The following is an 18,501-nucleotide window of genomic DNA, read 5'->3' on the forward strand; positions in this document are numbered from 1 at the left end:
CGTGGCGGCACTGCCTCTCCAAGCGAGTGCAGGCCTCTTCGGCAAGCTGCCGTCGCGTGGCGACTTCGTGCGCGAGGGGCTGTCTCGCGATTTCACGGACGGCTGGGATGCCTGGTGGCAGCGCGGCCTGGCGGCCACGCAGCTCCGGCCTCGCGAGGAATGGCTCGCGGCGTGGCTGGAGGCGCCGGTCTGGCGTTTCGTCCTGCCGCCTGGCTTGCTCGGCGGAGAGGGTATCCTTGGTCTCTGGCTGCCCAGCGTCGACAAGGTCGGCCGCTACTATCCCCTCACGATCGCCGCCACGGCGCGCAGTGACTGGGCACCGTACGTGGGGGTGATGACGGCATTCCTGACGGCAGCGGAAGAAGCTGGCCGGGACGCGCTCGAAGTCGACCTCGAGCCGGCGGAGCTGTGGCAGCGTGTCCAGGCCGCCCTTGTCGCCGAGGACTCATCGACGCCGACGGTCGACCTCGCTCCGGGGTATGCAGCCTGGTGGACCGAGGGCGGCCCGCGCGTCGCGGCTCGTTTGGAAACCGGCGCCGCGCTTCCCGTGGGAGCCCGATTCGCCGCGCTCATGGATGACGGTTGGGGGGCTCCGTAATGGCCGACACCAGGATCGATCAGGACGTGGCCCGGTTCGGCAGCTTCTCTTCGTCGGCAGTCACGCATGCCGGTACGGCGAATCGGCTGAACGAGGACGGTTTCGTCAACCGGCCGGATCTCGGTCTCTGGGCAGTGGCAGATGGCGCGGGAGGCCACGAGTCGGGAGAGGTTGCCTCGGCCGAGGTCGTCAGCAGCCTGCAGACGATCGAGCCGGGACTCTCGGCCGCCGAGATGCTCGTCGAGGTGCGCTCCCGCCTCGAACAAGCGCATTCCCGCCTGCGCGAGGCGGCCTCGCAACGCGGCGCCGACGTGCTGATGGCCACGACGGTCGTCGTTCTCCTGGCGCGCGACGACCATTTCGCCTGCCTGTGGGCAGGCGATTCGCGCGCCTATCTGTTGCGCGGCCATTCCCTCACCAGGATCACGCGCGATCACAGCCTGGTTCAGGCGCTGGTCGAGAGCGGGACGATCACGGAAAAGGAGGCAGTCGGTCACCCACATGCCAACGTCATCACCCGCGCCGTAGGAGCCGACAGCGATCCCCTCGAACTCGAGAAGCGCACCGGCCAGCTCCAGGTGGGAGACCGGCTTCTCCTGTGCACCGATGGCCTGTGCAAGACCTTGCCGGAAGAGCGGTTGCTGGAGCTGCTTTCCGGCGATGGCGACTCCGGAGCGGAACGCCTGGTGGCGGCTGCTCTGACAGCCAAGGTGAACGACAATGTCACGGCAATCACCATCGCCTTCGGCGCCGATGAAGGGGCGGCAATAGACGTCACGACGGTGAATGCGTCGATTCCGACAATGCCGAAGGATGCGTAAGGTCCGCCGACCCGTCAGCCGACGAGGACCATCGGGTAGCCCATGACGACCGTGCCGCCATGCGCGGTCAAGCTGCCGAGCTGAGCAGCCGGACGGCCGCCGAACATCACCGTGAAGGATCCCATGACGATGGCATCGGGTGGTCCGGCGCAGGTGACGATGTCACCGACACAAGCCGCGGGCATGCCGCCGATCAGCACGGTGGGACAACCGGGCCCGACAATCGGGCCGCCGACATGCGGGACGAGCACCGTCACCATGGGGCAAACATGCATGTCGTTCAGGCGGGCCGCCGGCATGCCCATCAGACTTTCTCCACGTCGATGCGGCCGGCGCCGCCGGCCGCAATATCCTTTGCCGAAGCGAGAAAGGCACGAAGCCGCTCTTCGCGCCGTACTGCGGAGCCACGGACGGCCGACATGGCGACCGCGCCGGCGACGGCAAGCCCGGTGAAGTGCGGCTGCGGCGGTACCTTCGGCACGTCGGGTGGCGCCATCGAGTCGCCGCTCCAGAAAGCGGCAACGGCCGCCCAGGCCTCGGGGCTCCCGAAGCCGGATTTCTCGGCTTCCTTCATTGCCGTCCGGCGCTGTTCGTCGGATTGCCGGCGCACCCATTCTTCCGCGGCGTCGCGAGGTGCAGATTCGGACTCGGGATTGGTACTGGACGAAGCGGTATGGCGTGCACAGGCGCAGGCCCACCAAACGGCCTCGCGTGCCGGAAGGGCGTGAGCAACTAGTCGGGTCGCTTCGGCCAGGAGGCCCGCCTCTTCGAGTCGGTTCAAAGCGCCAGCCGCTTCATCGCATCCATCGAGTGCTGCGGTTGCCTTGGCGTCGAGCTGCAGATGGGGCAGCAAACGCGAGAGCTCTCCGCTGATCTTGTTTCGGGAAGGAGGTTGAGCAGGCATCTTGGAGGTCTATCAGTTGATCGAAAGGATGGCGCCCTTGAGCGTCAGCATCGCCGTGCCGTTGACGGTCGTCATCGTGCCTTTCACGTCCGTCATTACCGATCCGTCGATTTTCACCATCATGCCTTTAACCGTAACGCCCATCTGATCCACCGTGATGGAGCTCGCTCCGACCTTCAGCGTGATGGATTGCAGGGCCTCCATGGAAATCTTGCCGAGACTGGCGGTCACCGAGACATCGCCCAAATCTAGTTTCGTGGTCTGATTGCCTCTCTTGAGCGTTACGTCCTCGTTGCCGGTGATCACGACCGTGCGGTTGTTGTCGACCGTGAGCTTCTGGTCGTTCTCGACCTCGACCTTCATGTCCTTCTGCGCATGCAGAAAGAGCACCTCCTTGCCCTTCTTGTCGTCGACCGAAATCTCGTTGAAATCGTCCGAACCGCCCTTGGTCGTGGAGCGCGAACGGAAGCCGAGCTTCGTCTTCTCGCCGACGGGAAAAATCGGCTTGTCGTTGCCGTTGTAGAGGCCTCCCACGACGATCGGCCGGTCCGGGTCGGAGTCCATGAAGGCGACGGCGACTTCCGTGCCCACGCGTGGGATGAACTGAGCGCCCCATTGATCGCCGGCCCAGGGCTGCACCACGCGGGCCCAGTTGGCACTGTCGGCGGTTGCGTCCTCGCGCCAATCCCAGGGAAACCGGATCTTTACGCGCCCATGATCGTCGGTATGGATCTCCTCGCCGCTGGGGCCGACGACGATGGCGGTATGCAGCCCCTCCATGCGGGGGCGCGGCGTTTCCATCGGTTCGCGCCAGGGTACCGTATTCGGAAAGGCTGAGAAGCTGTTCAGGTAGCTCGCCGTTCCCTCGTTGGCCATGGCGGCTGTGTCTTCGGCCGTGTGAGTGATCTCCCGGACGACGTAGACGGTCTCCGTGCCGCTCTTGTCGCGGAACTTGTACTTGCCGCCGGCGAAGAGGCTGGCCAGTGCGCCATTCGCCTCGATCAGGGAAACCGACGCTTCGGCTGCTTCCATCCGTCGCTTGGCCCGCTCCTTGGCCTGCGAAGTGTCGTAGGTCAGGGCAGGCCACTGAAAGACAGGGCGATGGCTTGTTCCGCCATGCTTGAGGATCGTGCTCTGCTCGACCTTGAGATTCTTGCTGGGCGCTTCGTCGTCGTAGTCGCGCAGGGCTATCTTGCCTTCGGCAAACTCTTCGATCCTTCGATGCTCGCTCAGCATGTCCGTTGCATCGCCCACGCCGAGCCTGACGGTAGCGTCGGCAATGGTGGCGAAGCCGTTGTTGTCGTTGGTCACAACGAGCGTGTGACCGTCGGACGCGTGCTCGAAGAAATAGTACCAGCCTTCTTCTTCCATCAGCCGGGTCATGAAATCCAGCGACGTCTCGTTGTACTGCGTCGTCACCTTGCGCTGCGGCGGCTGGGAGTAGAGACGGAACGCCGTTTTCGTCACACCCATTTCGTCCAGGATCGTCTTGATGATGTCTTCGGCGGTCTTGTTGAAGAACAGGCGGCAGTCGCTGCGAATGTCGGCGTGGGCGAGCTGCGGTTCGAGAACCATGAGATAGAGCGAGTCGGTGTGGCCTTGCCGCTCGATGAGGCTGAAGCGGCTGACGATTCCGTGGAAGTAGCGCGTCGTCTCGTTGCCATGGTTGACGGCGAGGCAGGCCGGCTTGTTCAGCATGGCCTTCATGTCGATCTTGTCGTCTGTCGTCGGCACCACCTCGATTTCGAAGCGAAACAGATCGCAAATGATCTCGTGCGCCACCATCCGAATGGGATGCAGCGGCGATTCCGCCGTGCTCGTGAGTGACAGTAGCGGTTTCCTGTCGGGCGGCATCTGCTACGGCATCCCAGTGGGTAGAAGCCACATCACGGTCGACTCTCCCAAGCCGGCACGGTAGCCCAGCTCGACCGGAAAAGGAACAAGCATGGCATTGCGCACCCGGTTACCCTCGGTGTCGTCGATCCGTCTTCGAGAGCATTTCATTGAATTCGCTCATTTCGATGGCGTCTCTCTATTCTGGCACGATCCGAAGCTGGCGAAGGATCGGAACGCGCTGTTCGACGGCGATGCCCACCACTTCCCGAACCTTGTCGCGCTTTTCCGGCAGGATGTCGGCGCTGAGCCTTTCGATCCATGTGTCGATCTGATCCTCGCGTTCTCCACTCAGGAGCCGGCCGGCGATGAACTGCACGAGAGGAGGCGCCGAGAGGCCGCCGCCCAACCGCGATGACGCAAGGCCGCTCGACGTCTTGGCTTCGGCAATCGACACTACGCGCGCGGCGAGGGCGCGATTCAGTCGGTCGGCAGAATCGGGCTGCGGTCCATCGGGACGCAAGGCAACCTGGCATTGATTGGAACCCACCAGCACGCCGATCAGCTCCGGCGGCGTACTGTGGCCGGGTTCGAGGGCGAGCAGCTCGGCGATCGTCGCCGGACCTCGCATCGCCGCGGCCATCATGGTCTTCAGTGGTGCGGACATTTCCGCCTTGCCCGCCGGGACATGCAGTGTCGTCTGAAGTTCCGCCGGGCTGACCACGGGGACGACGGTCAGGCGGGCGAGCTTGGCGTCACGCTCGTCATTGCGTAGCCGCCGGGCGCCGCGCATGAAGACGTCGTGGCGTAGCTGACGCGGAAAGCAGGTGTCCTTGACCAGTTCGCGCATGATCGGATCGTCGTAGCGATCCAGCAGCGCGCGCTGCTCCTCCGTCAGCATCAACTCGTTGAAGTTCTCCAGCGGATTGGCCGAAGCGATCCAGTCCAGCTTGGCTTCCGCCATTGCTGCGGCGACGTCGGCATGGAAGGCCGGTGCCCAATGGGCGCTCATGAATTCGTGCGATAGATACTCTGCCGCCATGGCGCTTGTCGTGTCGATAAGGTCGCTCGCGAGCGGGCTCTCGACCAGGTACTTGCCCCCGGCAGCCTTGATGTCGCGCGCAAGGGCGAGGCCCGTCTGTGCCTGCGCGTCGCTGCGGCCGGCTGACCGGATGCCGGCCTCGTAGACGATGCGTTGCATGCCGATGGCGCCCTGCCAGGCAGGCAGGGCATTGTAGCTCACGTGCACGGCTCCGCCGGGCCGTGTTTTGGCGGCGAGGAGCCGGACGATCCCGGCTCGTACGTCGCGGCTCACCCAGGACCACAAACCGTGCATGCTGACGAAGTCGGCCGCCGGCATCGCCCGTCCTTCCGCGCTCTCGGCGAACTGCGAGAGGTCGGCCTCAACGAAATGGATGTTGTCGAGACGGGCGGCCCGGGCGAGGCTGGCGCCGGCGGCAATATGGGCAGGGTTGTAGTCGACCGCGGTCACCCGCCATCCCGGATTGGCGGCGGCGGTCAGCAGCGCACCGATGCCCAGGCCGCACCCCAGTTCGAGATAGCTGACCTGGTCGTCGGGTTCGGGAAGGTCCATCGCCACGCCGCCGATATGGCAGGCCAAGGCCAGTCGCATCGGCGACTGCTGGACGTAGTAACCCTCGATATATGCGACGTCGGCGACGTAGCCGTTGCTCCACGGTCGGCTCATGGATGTCCTTCGACAACTTCACCCTCGAATACAGCGTCGTCAGCATCCGTCCGTCGAGGGAGGGCCGCGGATGCTGGCAGCCAAGTATTCCAGCCCAGAAGCGGCCCCACGCCGGCGGCGCCGGTCGCGTCCGGAGGCGAGAGAGCAAGCGGCGGAACGGCGGTGCGAGCAAGCACCGGATTGATCGCGAAGCCCACCTCGAAGCCCACGAAGGCGCGCACCAGCGAGACCAGCTCGCGCAGCAACGGGCTGTTCGGCAGCAGCCGCTCGAAGTAGGGCAGGTCGAGCGGGCCGATCTTCAGAACGATCCGGGCCTGCTGGTCCCAGGAACGCACCCCGGCGGCGGCGTCGATGCCCAACCGACTGAAAGCGCCGAGGGAAACGCCGGTCGGCAAGCGGGTGCGTTGATCCACGGGCAGCGCCATCCAGGCGCCGGCAAACTGGTTGACCTTGACCGGCCGGCCCAGCCAATCGGAGGCAAGGGCCTCGAGGCGATCCGTCGAGCGGGGATGGGCGGAAAAGAAGCCCGCGTAGTGGCGCAGTGCCGCCGGGCCCGCCAGCAGGCGGTTGGCGAGATGCGGCGTCGCGTAGCCGGTCAATGCCAGAAGCGCATCGGCGACAGGATCGGCCGGCTTCTGCGGCGATGCCAGAAGGCCGGAGTCGGCCGCGCGATGCGGACGGTATTTTGCGCCGGCGGCGGCGAAAGCCGCGATCATGCGATGCGAGACGACGTCGAGGAAGTCAGTGAGCGAGAAGGAGCGCGTCCTCTGATCGGCGACGACCGCATCGGAATATTGCCGCGGCAGTACGCCGACCGGGCCGGTGAGACCGATGAGACCGACCGTGACGCGCGGCGCAGAGTCCTTGGCGTCGGATCTCACCTCGGTCACCTCGGCGCCGGAATAGGCCGATCCGGCGACGGCCGTGAACCTCGTCGCCTCGGCGGGATCGGGCTGCCGGCGATGGAAGGTGAGCAGGCGCACCGCCGCATCGAAAGTGAAGCGCCTTGGTTCCGCCTGCAGACGCGCCCAGGCGCTGCGCGGGCGTCGGCCCCGGGGCAGCTCGGTCACAGCAGCACCTGGCTGCCGGCGCGCGGCGGCCACTTGGCGACGGCTTCGGGGCGACCGCGCAGGCGTACCTCGGTCCGGACAAACGAGTTCACGGTCGCATGCAGGGCGAGGAAGCGGTCCAGTACGGAGGCGAGCACATAGAGGCCGTTGGTCGTCCAGGCCTGGCCGTCGAAGGTCAGGGTTACGTCCAGCCCGCGGCAGAACCCGCCGGCACGCTTGCCAGGACCGCTGAGGCCCGGAATGCGCGCGGTCCCCGGGCGCGACGACACATCGAGCAGCGCGCGGATCGCCGCGCGCGACTCGGTCGACTCGCGGCAATCATAGAGGCGCAGGACCTCGCGCAGCGCGTCGGCCGCAGCTTCGCCTCCGACAACGCTGAGATGACCAAGGGAAAGATGGGAGATCAAGCGCCAGAAGCCGCGCTCCTGGAGCGGCATACGCAAAGTCGGCGTCGGCGCGGTAAGACAGGTCAGCCCGGTGACGACCGCAGCGCCCTCCACCAGTCGCAGCGTCGGCCGCCCACCACCGAACGGCAGTGACGCCGGCAGATCGCGATTGCAGCAAAGGGCGTCGATCGACAGAACGCCGGTCGTCTCGTCCTGGGGATCGAAGCCGGCGTCGTGCGGCAGCAGGAAGACGTCGGTGCCACGGATGCCGCCGGTCGTTTCCCGACGCGCTGTACCGAAGAACCGGCCGACATCGGCGGCGTCGCCTGTGTGGCGACGCGTCAGCCGATGAAAAGGCTGCCAGGTGCGGAACTCGCCCCCTGGAAGACTTTCACGGACACGTTCGACCGACCAGATTTCCAGGCTCGCGGGCCGGCGGACATCCGGTTCGATGCGATACTCGATGCTCGTGTGGTCGAGCTGAACGGGGTCGCACTTCTGCTCGAACAGATTGACGATCGGCGTGCAGCCGAGCGTGAGGCTGGATGCCTGAACCGACCTTTCGAGATCCGGTATCGCGCGGTCGAGATAGACGAAGATGTCCATGCGATTGCCGGCCGACACCATGGTCTTGGCGTCGAGGCGGGTGATGTCGATGAACAGGAACTTTTCCCGGGCGGCGAAGTACTCGCTCAAGAGGCGAAAGCCCGAGAAGGAGCGCGCGGGCCAAGGGAAGAGCGCTTCTTCCGGCGCGAACCCTACCGCCTGCAGTGCATCGGGCGGCAGGATCACCGGCCGCGCGTCCGTGTGATCGTCGGCAAGGGCGATCGACACAGTGTGCGCCAGCAATAGCTCGAGGAGCAACGATCCCTGCTCGCCTCCCAGAAAGAAGCGCAGCCTGTCGAGCCCGAGCTGCGTGAAGGTCACGGCAGGGTCGACGCACCGCAGGGTGATCCGCAGGCACGACACGGCCTCTTCCGCCGCCGGATTGGGTGGGGCGGGCAGGGGCATGCCCGAAAGACGAACCGCTTCGATCTCGATGGGCCAAAGCGTCAACGGATAGGCGGTGCGGAACTGGCAGGGCTCGCCACCGACCGGCTCGCTTTCGATGGCGAGGCCGGACGGCAGGTGGGCGGGCCCCGGCATGCCCGGATCGGCAGCGAACCGGGTGATCGCGACCGACGGCATGGGGGCGAGATAGTGCGGGTAGAGCACCGAGAGCAGACCGTCGGTCAGCTCGGGAAACTCGTCGTCGAGTCGATGTTGAACACGGGCGCCCAGGAAGGCCACGCCCTCGAGCAGGCGGCCGACGTGCGGGTCGTCGACAGTGTCCTTCGTCAGGCGGAGGCGGCCGGCGATCTTCGGATGACGCTCCGCGAACTCCCCGGCCAGTCCGCGCAATGCCTGGAGCTCTCGATTGAAATAGGCAAGCAACGCGTCCGACACCCGTCAGCTCTCCTCTTCGGAAACAGTCACGGTCTTGGCGACGAGATCGACGACGGTGTCGAAGATGATGGGCTCGGGCGCCGGCTCGGCCCGGAGCATCGCGTCGATCCGCAGCCGCAGGGTGCCACTCGTCCTGTCGGTGGCTTCGACCAGCGAGACCCGGAGGTTGGTGATGCGCGGCTCGAAGTTGCGGATGCATTCCTCGACGTGCAGGCGCAGCTCTTCCCGGCGACGCGGATCGTTGAAGGCGCCCGATGCAAAGTCAGGCAACCCGAACGCGACGAGGGAATGTTTCAGTTCGGCGAGATCGGGATCCCAGGAGCGCCAGCGCCTGCGGGTGTTCAGCAGTTCCTCGAGGTCGCTGCAGACGCTGGCGCGCAGGACGGCCATTGCGGCCGACGTCGAAAGCGCGCGGTCCGTCTGCTCCGTCGGCTCGGCGTCGATGAGCCGGTCGAGCAGCGGAAGCTGCGCCCGCCGCGCTCGTGCGGTGCCTTTGCTCTCCGATACGGCGCGTCCCCTGGCGTCGCTCATGCAGCGGCCTGGAACTTGAGGTCTTCCATTTCCAGCCAGGTCTGGGCCTCCTCGCCCACCAGCAGCGTCACGGCGCCTACGCCACGCATCGGGCCGTTCTCGCCGGCCTGCTGCCAATCGGTGGCTCGGCCGAGCTTCAGGGCATCCGACAGATTCGCGGCCGTATCGGGCGCCGGTGGATAGAGGGTCGGCAGATAGACATCGCCATCGGGGCCGCCGGTCACCTGCATGGTGGCGCGACGCCAGAAGAGGTCGCGCGGCCGCTTCATCGGGTGCAGTTCCAGCAGGGCGACCCTGTCGGGCGAGATCCAGAAATACTTGCCGGTCGTGGTGATGACTTCGAAGCAGGTGGCCAGCAGGTCGTCGGCGTCGCGCATATCGTCGAACGGCGTGCCGCGGAGGCTGCCACGGGGATGCGGGCGCGCCTCCTCGGCTTGCGCAGCGAGCTTGCCCGCCTCCTCGAACGCATCGTTGCGCAAGGCCACGACAGCCGCTAGCGACAGGCGCTGGGCCTCGGTCGGCTCGCCGAGGAACTCGGGGACACGACCCTCCTTGAAGAGCTGCCGCCGCGCCGTCTCCCCGCGCAGCAACTGGCGGAACTCTGCCACCACTACGGCCGCGGTCGGGTCGAGCTCGGCACAGGCATCGAGAACCACGTCGACGCGGTCGATGTTGCCGGAGAAGAGCAGGAGTTCGGCGAGGAGAACGCGCGCTCCGATGTCGGTCGGCGCCTTGCGCACCGCAGCTGTTGCGGCGGTCACCGCGTCGGCGAGATTGCCTTCGTGAAAGAGGCGGCCCGCCTCGCTGCGGCCGGAAGTCATCGGGGGAGAATTTGACATCGATCCTCCTGGCAGAGTGACCCGACGCGGGAAACGTCAGGTGCGCGGCGCGGCCAGCTCGGTGACAAGGTGGAATGCGGTCGTCACGTCGTCGAGCTGATAATGCGGACGCAGGTGAATGGTACAGCCGAAGACGCCCGGCTTCCCCGGGAGTTCGCGCACCTCGACATTGCCTTCGACCAGGGGATAGCGGGCCCGCGAGTCCGTCGTGCCGTCGATGTTGGTGTTGACGTAGTCCTGGAGCCAGCGATTGAGCTGACGCTCGATTTCGTCGGCCGTTCGGAAAGAGCCCACCATGTCCCGGCCCATGACCTTGAGCAGATGCGCGAAGCGCGCGGCGCACAGCATGGAATTGATCTGGGCGGAGAGTCGAGCGTTGGCCTCGGCTGCCGCCGCGGTCGCGCCCGAATAGCTCGCCGGCGCCTGCAGGCTGCGCGAGGCGCCGAACACCATATCGGGGCCGAACGGCAGTACACCCACCGGCATCATGCCGACCTCGACCAGCGCCTGCTCCTGCCGGCTGCTGAACTGATACTCGATACCGCGACGCGGCCAGGCGAGGGGCGGGCCGCTGGCAAAAGGCTCGGACGGCAGATCGGTGATCAGACCGCCGCCGACCCGATCGATTTCGACCCCTCTGACGTCGGCCGGCCAGTTGTTGTCAGCGAAGGCACGCACCGCGCACGCGGCGAAGGCATAGCCGGCACTCATCCAGACGCGCGATGCCGTGTCGGGGGCATACTCGCTGTAGCGAAAGCCATCGACGCGGCTGGGGTCGTCCGTCCACGGATGGCGCGCCAGCAGTCGCGGAAACGTGATCGCGATGAAGCGCATGTCGGCGCGTCCCGCCAGGCTGCGCCAGCGCATATGCTCCGTGCTGCGCAGCGGGGCGGTGATGTCCCGCACGCCTTCGAGGTCGGCAAACTGCCCGACTTCGAGCACGTTCGGATCGAGCGACAGCACAGTCGGCATGAAGGCAGCCGCGGCGACCGCGGAAAACCTCATGAGGGCCCCGACATCGTCCGTCGACGCACCGGGACCTACGTGATGTCGGACGGCATGGTCTATCACCATCAGGCCATAGGGTTCGCCACCCGGCATGCCGAACTCGTCTTCGTAGATCCTCCGGAACATCTGGCTCTGGTCGAATTCCAGGGCCCGCTCGAGGTCCCGGCAAACCTCCGCCCATTTAACGGGAAGCAGCCGCACCTTGATGCGCCGCCCCGGTTCGACGCCGGCGACCAGCCAGGCCAGGCCGCGCCAGCGCCCCTCGAGCTGCTGGAGGCGTGGAGCGTGAAGCACCGCGTCGAGCTGTTGGCCCAGCGCCGTATCGATATCGGCGATGTCGCGGTCGATAGCCCCCCGCAGCGTCCCTGTCGCGAGAAGGCTGGTCAGGCCATCCCCGAACCACGCCCGCAATGCACCGAGAGTGTCTAGTCCCCCATGCAGGAAGGTGCTCAGGTCGCCTGCCGTGGCGGCATGGCGGTCGGCAAAATAGTGTCCGGCCAGAACGCGTTCTCGCAGCGACTGGTCCTGCAGCGCGGTCCCTTGTACGGCGGGCGCCACGGGCGTCGCCGTGGCCGCCGATATCGTCGCATCACTGCCCATGATATCGCCGATCCCACCCTGTCAGGCCGATTGGCGCCGGCGGGAACCGCCGACGCGGTCAGGACATCTTCGGAATGCTCGCCACCATGCGCAGGCTCGTGGTCAGCTCCTCCATCTGCAGCCAGGGACGCAGATAGGCGACGGCGTTGTAAGATCCCGGCTTGCCCGGAATTTCCTTCACCTCGACCTTTGCCTCGCGCAGCGGGAAACGCGCCTTCATCTCCTGTCCGGCATCTTCGTTGGGATTCACATAGTTCTGAATCCAGCGGTTGAGCCAGCTCTCGACATTGCTGGCTTCCATGAAGCTGCCGATCTTGTCGCGCGCCATCACCTTCAGGTAATGGGCGAACCGGCTGGTCGCCATGATGTAGGGAAGCCGTGCGGAGATCGCGGCGTTGGATGTCGCTTCCGGACGGTCGTATTTCTTCGGCTTTTGCGTCGTCTGCCCGCCGAAGAACACGGCGTAGTCGGTGTTCTTGTAATGGCTGAGCGGCAGGAAGCCCTGATTCGACAGCTCGAATTCGCGCCGGTCGGTGATGCCGATCTCGGTCGGGCACTTGGTGTCGATGTCGCCATCGTCCGAGGTGAACACGTGGGTCGGCAGGTTCTCGACCTTGCCGCCGCCCTCGGCGCCGCGAATGGCGGTGCAGAAGCCATAGCGCGCGAAGGCATCGGTCAGCCTTGCGCCCATGACATAGGCGGCATTGGACCAGCAATAGGAGTCGTGATCCATTACGCGTGTCTTGCCGCCGGGCGCCAGCGGCGCTTCCTCGTAGGCGAACTCGTCGATCGGCTTGGTCGCCTTGCCATAAGGCAGTCGCGCGATGACGCGCGGCATCACGAGGTTCACGAAACGCGAATCCTCGCTGTCGCGGAAGCTTCGCCACTTCGCGTATTCCACGGTGTCGAAGATTTTCGCGAGGTCGCGCGGCTTGGACAGTTCCGTCCATGAATCGAAGCCGAACATGCTGGCTGATGCCGCCGAAATGAACGGCGCGAACGCGCCCGCCGCGACATTGGACATCAGACGCAACGTCTCGATGTCGTCGGGATGGTTCGACCATTCATAGTCGCCAATCAGGGCGCCGTAGGGCTCGCCGCCCGGCGTGCCGAATTCGTTCTCGTAGATCTTCTTGAAGAGTTCGCTCTGGTCGAACTCGATCGCCCTGGTGAGATCGCGGTTGAGTTCCCGCTTGCTCATGTTCAGCACGCGCAGCTTCAGCGCCGTGCCGGTTTCGGAGTTCTGGACCAGGTAATGCAGTCCCCGCCAGGTGCCTTCGAGCTTGAGGAACTTCGGATCGTGCATGATGGCGTTGAGCTGCGCCGACAGCTTGGCGTCGATCGCCGCGATCGCCTTGTCGAAGGTGCGGGTCAGGTTGCGATCGAACGTGACCGTGCCGGCCAGCGCCTGTTCGACGAGGGTCTTGACCAGGTCCTGGGCGCGGTCGGGCTGGGTCTGCTTGGTGTTGGTGATGATCTGATCGAGTAGACCGGGGGCCGCCTCGGTCGTGGTGGCCGCTTCTCCCTGGCGTGCGCTCTCAGCCATATGCTAGCCCTCCGCCTTCTTGATACCCAATTCGCCGGACAGGGACTTGAGCTCGTCCTCGGATCGCAACACCTGCTCCAGCAGTGTCTCCAATTCCTGCGAACGATCGACCTTGCTCATGAGGTCGCGCAGTTTCTCGCGCGTCTGAAGAAGCGCCGCGAGCGCAGGGACCTGATTGGCGACGCGCGCGGGTTCGAAATCGTCCAGCGAACTGAACTTGAGATCGACCGCCATCTGCGTGCCGTCGTCGGCGAGTTTGTTGTCGACCTTCAGCTTCAGCCCGGGCGCCATGTTGGCCATGACATCGTTGAAATTGTCCCGGTCGATCTGAGTGAACTTGCGATCGGTAAGGGGCCGCAAGGGGGTCGTCGGATCTCCCGAGAAATCGCCCATGATCCCGACGACGAATGGAAGCTCTCGCAGAATCTGAGCGCCTTCGGTTTCGACTTCGTAGGTAATGTGGACCCTGGGTTTGCGCACACGATTTAGCTTGTCGTGGATACTGGAGCTCATCGCATAGACCCTCCCTCAGGCAAGAATACTCTGGACGGTGTGCCTCGTCCATGCGCTGCGCCTGCGGATTTTACATAGTAGAACAAAGCCTTAGAGGCTCGACCGGAAGGCGCGGCGAACGGGTCGTGCGGTCCCGGTGACTGGCCTCGAACAAAAACAACCTTCCGCTGTGTTTGACCCTTCAACGATGCGACGCTGCCTGTATCATCGGCAGGTTCAGGAGCGGGTGGCTTTGCAATGATCTCGGAACTTGAAGCGGCCGATATCGAGGCAATTCTGGCGCCGATTCCCGGTGACCAGGCAACGGGTGTCGATCTTCGGCAGGATTATTCGCCGACTTCCCTGTATTTCCGATTGCGCGATGCCCGCGCCGAAGCGCGGGATGCCGAGCGGCGGGCGGACGGCGATGGCAGCGTCGAGGGCGTGGCGACGCTCTGGCGTCCGGTGGCCACGCTGGCGATCGACGCGCTGAAGACGAGCACCAAGGACCTCGAGGTCGCAACCTGGCTTACCGAGGCACTGGTCCGGATTGCCGGATTGTCGGGCCTGACGGTGGGGGCGTCGATCATCGCCGGTCTCGTGGAGCAGCATTGGGACGGCCTCTATCCGATGCCCGACGAGAGCGGCCTGGAAACGCGTGTGGCGGCTGTCGCCGGCCTTTCCGGACAGGGGGCTGACGGCACCCTGATGCAGCCCTTGCGAAAGACCCCCCTTTTTAGCCGGCCGGACGGTACTCCGTTTGGCCTGTGGCAGTACCAGGCAACGCTGGATCTGTCCGGCATCACCGACCCAGAGCGGCGTGAGCAGCGGATTGCAGCCGGTGTGGTGCCGTTCGACGACTTCGAGAATGAAGCCCGCGCCGCGGGACGCGCTCACTGGCAGGCCCTGCGCGACGCAATCGTTCAGACCGCAGATGCTTGGGAAAAGATGGGGCTGCAACTCGACGAAAAGGCAGGCGATGCAAGTCCATCCGGCAACAGGGTGCGCGATGCCTTGCAACTCATGCTCGAAGTTTGTGGCCGCTTCGTTCCTGCGGCCGCCGAACCTGCCGCCGATCAGGAACAAGCACCCGCCGACGGTCAGTCTTCAGGACCCGCCGCAGGCACCATGGCGACGGGACCGATTGCCGGGCGCGAACAGGCGCTGCGTCAGCTCGAGGAGATTTCTGCCTGGTTCAAACAGAACGAACCCAATTCGCCGCTCGGCTACACGTTGGAAGAAGCGGCCCGGCGCGGACGAATGCTTTGGCCGGAACTGGTGGCCGAGCTTATCCAGGATGACGCTACGCGTGGCGCGTTGCTGGTCAGCGTGGGTATGAAGCGGCCCGATACCGCTCAGTAAAGCAACTCTTCCTGGGGTGTCGCTTCACCGAGCGCGTCCAGCCGACGGCGACTGCCGATCTTCCTTAGTTCGCCTTCATTTTCTGGAGATCGTAGGTCACGACGTCGCCCTTCTTGATCTGGCCTGCTGCGTCGAGTGGCGTCGGTGTGACTGTGATCTTCGTGAAGTTCAGCGACAGGCTTTCCATTGGCTTGTCGCCGCCCGAGCTCACCGAGTAGCTGCTGACTCCGCAATCGACCAGCTCGTAGGTGAGATAGGTTTCGACTTTGTTCTTCACGGTCGTCGTCATCTTGATCTCGACCTTGGTGTCCATGTTTCCGCTGACCGAGTCCTGGAAGAGCTTGGTGGACGAAGCGTCGTTCTCCTTGGTGACGACGATTTCGCTGATGGAAGGATCCGACCCTTCGCGCTTGCCACCGCGAGCCCCGGTCGTCATCTGCCGGCTCGTTCCGAACTGAAACGAATGGAGTTCAATCCAGTTCTTGTATCCTTCGGTCGTAACTGCGCCGTTAACCGAGCCGAACTTCATGTAGATTGCCACGGTCAGCCTCCACTTCCAAAAGCAGGCGTCCACAAGCACTCAACTGCAAAAACAATAGCAATCCGATTAGGGTTTGTTAATGGCAAAGAAGAACAACCCATCCGGTTTGAGACCAACCTGGACGTTCTGAATGGTCTCGCCGTCGGCAAGCCGTGCCAATATTTCGGCAGACAGATCGGGCAGTAGAGTTCGAGTGAGGATGTTTTCCACGTTTCTCGCGCCGGAACTGCTCTCCGTGCAGCGCGCCGCAATTGCCTCTACCAGCTCAGGAGCCCAGTCGATCGTCGCGCGATAGGTATCGCGCACGCGGGCTCGAATCTTCTCGAGCTGCATGACGACGATCTGGCGGATTACCGAATCCGAAAGCGGGAAATACGGCACCAGCGTCAGGCGGCCGAGGAAGGCCGGTTTGAAGACCTTTGCCAGCTCTGGTCGCAGAGCTTCTGCAAGGCCGGCGGCGTCCGGTGCGGTGTCGGGATCGGCGAACAGTTTCGTGATCAGATCCGTACCAGCATTGCTGGTCATGATGATGACTGTGTTCTTGAAATCGATGTCGCGGCCTTCGCCGTCCTTCATGTTGCCCTTGTCGAACACTGAGTAGAATACGTCCTGCACGCCGGCATGCGCCTTCTCCATCTCGTCGAGAAGGACGACGCTGTAGGGACGCCGCCGCACCGCTTCGGTCAGCACGCCGCCTTCGCCGTAGCCGACATAGCCCGGCGGGCTGCCCATCAGCAGGCTGACTTTGTGCTCTTCCTTGAACTCGGCCATGTTGATGGTGGTTACGTTTTGTTCTCCGCCGTAGAGAAGCTGGGCCAGGCTGAGTGCCGTCTCGGTCTTGCCGACGCCGGACGTGCCGACGAACAGGAAGACGCCGATGGGGCGACGCGGGTCGGTCAGTCCGGCGCGGCTCGTATGGATGGCCTTGGCGACTGCGGCCATGGCATGGCTTTGTCCGACGACCCGGCGCTCCATGGCCTCGCGCAGATTGAGAACAGTACGGATCTCGTCCGATTGCATCCGTCCGGCGGGGATGCCGGTCCAGCTCTCGACAATCTCGGCGACCGCCTGGCCGTCGACGATCGGAAAGATCAGCGGTTGCTCGCCCTGCAGCGCGCGTAGCTTCGTCGAGAGCTCTGCCAGCTTGGTGCGATCGGCGGTGGCATCCGCGTCGGGGGCGGGAGATTCGATCCGGCCACGGACTTCGTCGATTTCGGCGACAATCGCCCGCTCGGCTTCCCAGCGTTTTTCCAGGTCCGCGAGTTCCTCGCCGACCCGAACGCGCTCGGCCGTCAGTTCGTCGCGGCGCGCGGTGTGGTCGAGCCCCGATGCCATCTCCCGCTCGATGATCCTGAGTTCGGTGTCGATCAGGTCGACGCGCCGGCGGCGATCGTCGATCGGCGCCGGAATGGCGTTCTGGCTCATCGCCACGCGCGCGCAGGCCGTGTCGATCAGGCTGACGGCCTTGTCGGGCAACTGGCGAGCCGGGATGTAGCGGGCCGACAGGCGCACCGCTTCGCTCACGGCCTCGTCGACGATCCTGACCTTGTGGTGGTGTTCGAGGGTGTCGACCAGACCGCGGATCATGGCCGTCGCCATCTTCTCGCTGGGCTCCTCGACCTTCACGGGCTGGAACCGGCGGGTCAGGGCGGCGTCCTTCTCGAAGTATTTCTTGTACTCGGCCCAAGTGGTCGCCGCGACGGTGCGCAGTTCGCCACGCGCGAGGGCAGGCTTCAGCAGGTTGGCCGCATCGTTCTGTCCGGCGGCGCCGCCGGCGCCGATCAACGTATGCGCTTCGTCGATGAACAGGATGATCGGCTTGGGGCTGGCTTTCGTCTCTTCGATCACCGACTTCAGGCGATTCTCGAACTCGCCCTTCACACCCGCCCCGGCCTGCAGCAGGCCCAGATCCAATGTCCTCAACGTAACGTCTCGCAACGCCGGCGGGACATCGCCGGACGCGATGCGCAGGGCAAGCCCTTCCACGACGGCCGTTTTGCCAACGCCTGCTTCGCCGGTGAGGATCGGATTGTTCTGCCGGCGGCGCGTGAGAATATCGATCATCTGGCGGATTTCGAGATCGCGGCCGAGGATCGGATCGATCTTGCCGGCCTTGGCTTGCGCCGTGAGATCGATGGTGAATTGATCGAGAGCTGCCGAGCCGCCCGGCCGGGTTTCACCGGCGCCCGTCGCAGCGGCCTCGGAACCATCGGCCTGCTTTGTCGCCTGCGCGGCTTCCGCCGTGTCTTTGCAGATCGTCAGCAGCTCGCGCTTCAGGACATCGGCAGGAATCTCGGTGAGTCGAGGCGAAGCTTCTCGAGCCCGCAACGCCAGTGTCTCGTCGGCGAGCAATGCCCAGAGAAGATGGCCGGACCGCACGCGGGTAGCGCCATGCTCCACCGACGCGAGCAGCCAAGCATCCTTCACCATATCCACGATGTCGGGCGACAAGGACGGCGCGCGCGCATTGCCGGTCTTCATCCGATCGAGCGATCGATTGACGTCGGTCAGCACTCTCGCCGGATCGATCTCCCATCGGCGCAGGATTGCGGCGATATCGGTGTCGGTGCGGTCGAGCAGGCCGATCAGCATGTGCTCGATTTCGACGTTGTAGTGGGTCCGTAGGGCCGTCGCGCCGGCGGCAGCTTCGAGGGCTCGGCGACAGACATCGTTTAGACGTCCGATGAGAGGTTTCAGCTCAATCGCGCGCACGTGATTCTCGCTTCCTCCTGGGACGTCACTTCCCGGCAAGCGGGTAGTGCACCGACCACCATCGAAATATCCGCAACGCCGGTCGCTTCGACAAGGGGAGATTG

General features: G+C 64.8%; 16 protein-coding genes. 3 read left to right on the top strand and 13 right to left on the bottom strand.

The window, feature by feature from the left end; genetic code table 11:
* Window position 1 precedes the first annotated feature (1 nt).
* The gene (gene tagF / locus BN60_RS26340; RefSeq protein ID WP_020699183.1) at window positions 2-598 is read left to right on the top strand and encodes a type VI secretion system-associated protein TagF; all 597 of its coding nucleotides are present in this window, start codon (window positions 2-4) and stop codon (window positions 596-598) included.
* Entirely contained in the window at window positions 598-1,419 is an 822-nt protein-coding gene (locus tag BN60_RS26345; protein WP_020699184.1) for a PP2C family protein-serine/threonine phosphatase, read from the top strand. Before tagF ends, BN60_RS26345 begins: the two co-directional genes overlap by 1 nt.
* A gap of 14 nt (window positions 1,420-1,433) precedes the next feature.
* Here the strand turns inward: BN60_RS26345 and BN60_RS26350 are convergent, their stop codons facing one another.
* The 11 genes from BN60_RS26350 to tssB all read right to left on the bottom strand — a co-directional run bounded on the left by BN60_RS26350 (window position 1,434) and on the right by tssB (window position 13,803).
* Entirely contained in the window at window positions 1,434-1,724 is a 291-nt protein-coding gene (locus BN60_RS26350; protein WP_020699185.1) for a PAAR domain-containing protein, read from the bottom strand.
* The gene (locus BN60_RS31875) at window positions 1,724-2,323 is read right to left on the bottom strand and encodes a DUF6931 family protein (RefSeq protein WP_043284355.1); all 600 of its coding nucleotides are present in this window, start codon (window positions 2,321-2,323) and stop codon (window positions 1,724-1,726) included. The genes BN60_RS26350 and BN60_RS31875 overlap by 1 nt, the downstream gene beginning before the upstream one ends.
* 12 nt (window positions 2,324-2,335) lie before the next feature.
* Window positions 2,336-4,177 (bottom strand): type VI secretion system Vgr family protein, encoded by a 1,842-nt coding sequence (locus tag BN60_RS26360; RefSeq protein WP_083856296.1) that lies wholly within the window; start codon window positions 4,175-4,177, stop codon window positions 2,336-2,338.
* Between the two features lie 178 nt (window positions 4,178-4,355).
* A complete protein-coding gene (locus BN60_RS26365; RefSeq protein WP_020699188.1) occupies window positions 4,356-5,864 on the bottom strand; it encodes a class I SAM-dependent methyltransferase in 1,509 nt (502 codons plus the stop codon).
* Window positions 5,861-6,934, bottom strand: coding sequence for a type VI secretion system baseplate subunit TssG (tssG, locus tag BN60_RS26370; protein ID WP_177324866.1), 1,074 nt, complete (start codon window positions 6,932-6,934; stop codon window positions 5,861-5,863). Before tssG ends, BN60_RS26365 begins: the two co-directional genes overlap by 4 nt.
* A complete protein-coding gene (gene tssF / locus BN60_RS26375) occupies window positions 6,931-8,766 on the bottom strand; it encodes a type VI secretion system baseplate subunit TssF (protein ID WP_020699190.1) in 1,836 nt (611 codons plus the stop codon). Before tssF ends, tssG begins: the two co-directional genes overlap by 4 nt.
* Window positions 8,767-8,769: 3 nt before the next feature.
* Window positions 8,770-9,297: a type VI secretion system baseplate subunit TssE gene (gene tssE, locus BN60_RS26380; RefSeq protein WP_020699191.1), complete on the bottom strand. Its 528-nt coding sequence runs from the start codon at window positions 9,295-9,297 to the stop codon at window positions 8,770-8,772.
* The gene (locus BN60_RS26385; protein WP_086002696.1) at window positions 9,294-10,136 is read right to left on the bottom strand and encodes a type VI secretion system accessory protein TagJ; all 843 of its coding nucleotides are present in this window, start codon (window positions 10,134-10,136) and stop codon (window positions 9,294-9,296) included. Before BN60_RS26385 ends, tssE begins: the two co-directional genes overlap by 4 nt.
* A gap of 36 nt (window positions 10,137-10,172) precedes the next feature.
* Window positions 10,173-11,744, bottom strand: a complete 1,572-nt coding sequence (tssC, locus tag BN60_RS26390) for a type VI secretion system contractile sheath large subunit (protein ID WP_020699193.1) — start codon at window positions 11,742-11,744, stop codon at window positions 10,173-10,175.
* A 58-nt stretch (window positions 11,745-11,802) separates the two neighbouring features.
* Window positions 11,803-13,290 (bottom strand): type VI secretion system contractile sheath large subunit, encoded by a 1,488-nt coding sequence (gene tssC / locus BN60_RS26395; protein WP_020699194.1) that lies wholly within the window; start codon window positions 13,288-13,290, stop codon window positions 11,803-11,805.
* Window positions 13,291-13,293: 3 nt separating this feature from the next.
* Window positions 13,294-13,803, bottom strand: a complete 510-nt coding sequence (tssB, locus tag BN60_RS26400) for a type VI secretion system contractile sheath small subunit (RefSeq protein WP_020699195.1) — start codon at window positions 13,801-13,803, stop codon at window positions 13,294-13,296.
* A gap of 237 nt (window positions 13,804-14,040) precedes the next feature.
* On the opposite strand from tssB, the gene tssA reads away from it, so the two are divergent.
* The gene (tssA, locus tag BN60_RS26405; protein ID WP_020699196.1) at window positions 14,041-15,144 is read left to right on the top strand and encodes a type VI secretion system protein TssA; all 1,104 of its coding nucleotides are present in this window, start codon (window positions 14,041-14,043) and stop codon (window positions 15,142-15,144) included.
* Between the two features lie 64 nt (window positions 15,145-15,208).
* Here the strand turns inward: tssA and BN60_RS26410 are convergent, their stop codons facing one another.
* Together BN60_RS26410 and tssH are read right to left on the bottom strand one after the other, a co-directional pair.
* Window positions 15,209-15,685 carry an Hcp family type VI secretion system effector gene (locus tag BN60_RS26410; protein ID WP_020699197.1) on the bottom strand — a complete coding sequence of 159 codons (477 nt, stop codon included), beginning with the start codon at window positions 15,683-15,685 and terminating at the stop codon, window positions 15,209-15,211.
* 66 nt (window positions 15,686-15,751) lie between these two features.
* On the bottom strand, window positions 15,752-18,397 hold the full coding sequence (gene tssH / locus BN60_RS26415; RefSeq protein WP_020699198.1) for a type VI secretion system ATPase TssH: 2,646 nt from the start codon (window positions 18,395-18,397) through the stop codon (window positions 15,752-15,754).
* Window positions 18,398-18,501: the final 104 nt, after the last annotated feature.

The organism is Reyranella massiliensis 521 (assembly GCF_000312425.1).
Taxonomy (GTDB): Bacteria; Pseudomonadota; Alphaproteobacteria; order Reyranellales; family Reyranellaceae; genus Reyranella; species Reyranella massiliensis.